At 73.3% G+C, this 255-nt stretch carries 1 pseudogene; it reads right to left on the reverse strand.

What is annotated here, in order from left to right:
- Window positions 1-255: pseudogene (locus tag I6F17_RS37530) on the reverse strand (flagellin); the annotation flags it as partial.

Below are 255 nucleotides of genomic sequence, written 5' to 3' on the forward strand. Positions count from 1 at the left end.
AGGTGATGGTCTTGCCGTTCACGGTCAGCGTGTCGCCGTCGGCAGGCTGGGCGTTGCCGGCGAGGCCGGTCGCGGTCGTGCCGTTGGTGGCGATCAGGGTCATGGTGCCGGTCAGCGCCGTGGTGCCGTCGCCGGCCGTTGCGCCCGTGCTGGCGAAGACGCCGATGGTGGCGCCGAGCGTCGTGGTGCCGGTCGCCGCGGTGGTGCCGCCGGCCGCGCCGCTATACACGACGTTGCTGTTCGCCGTCGCGCTGG

Origin of the sequence: Bradyrhizobium sp. NBAIM18 (genome assembly GCF_020193825.1) — a bacterium.
Classification (GTDB): domain Bacteria; phylum Pseudomonadota; class Alphaproteobacteria; order Rhizobiales; family Xanthobacteraceae; genus Bradyrhizobium; species Bradyrhizobium yuanmingense.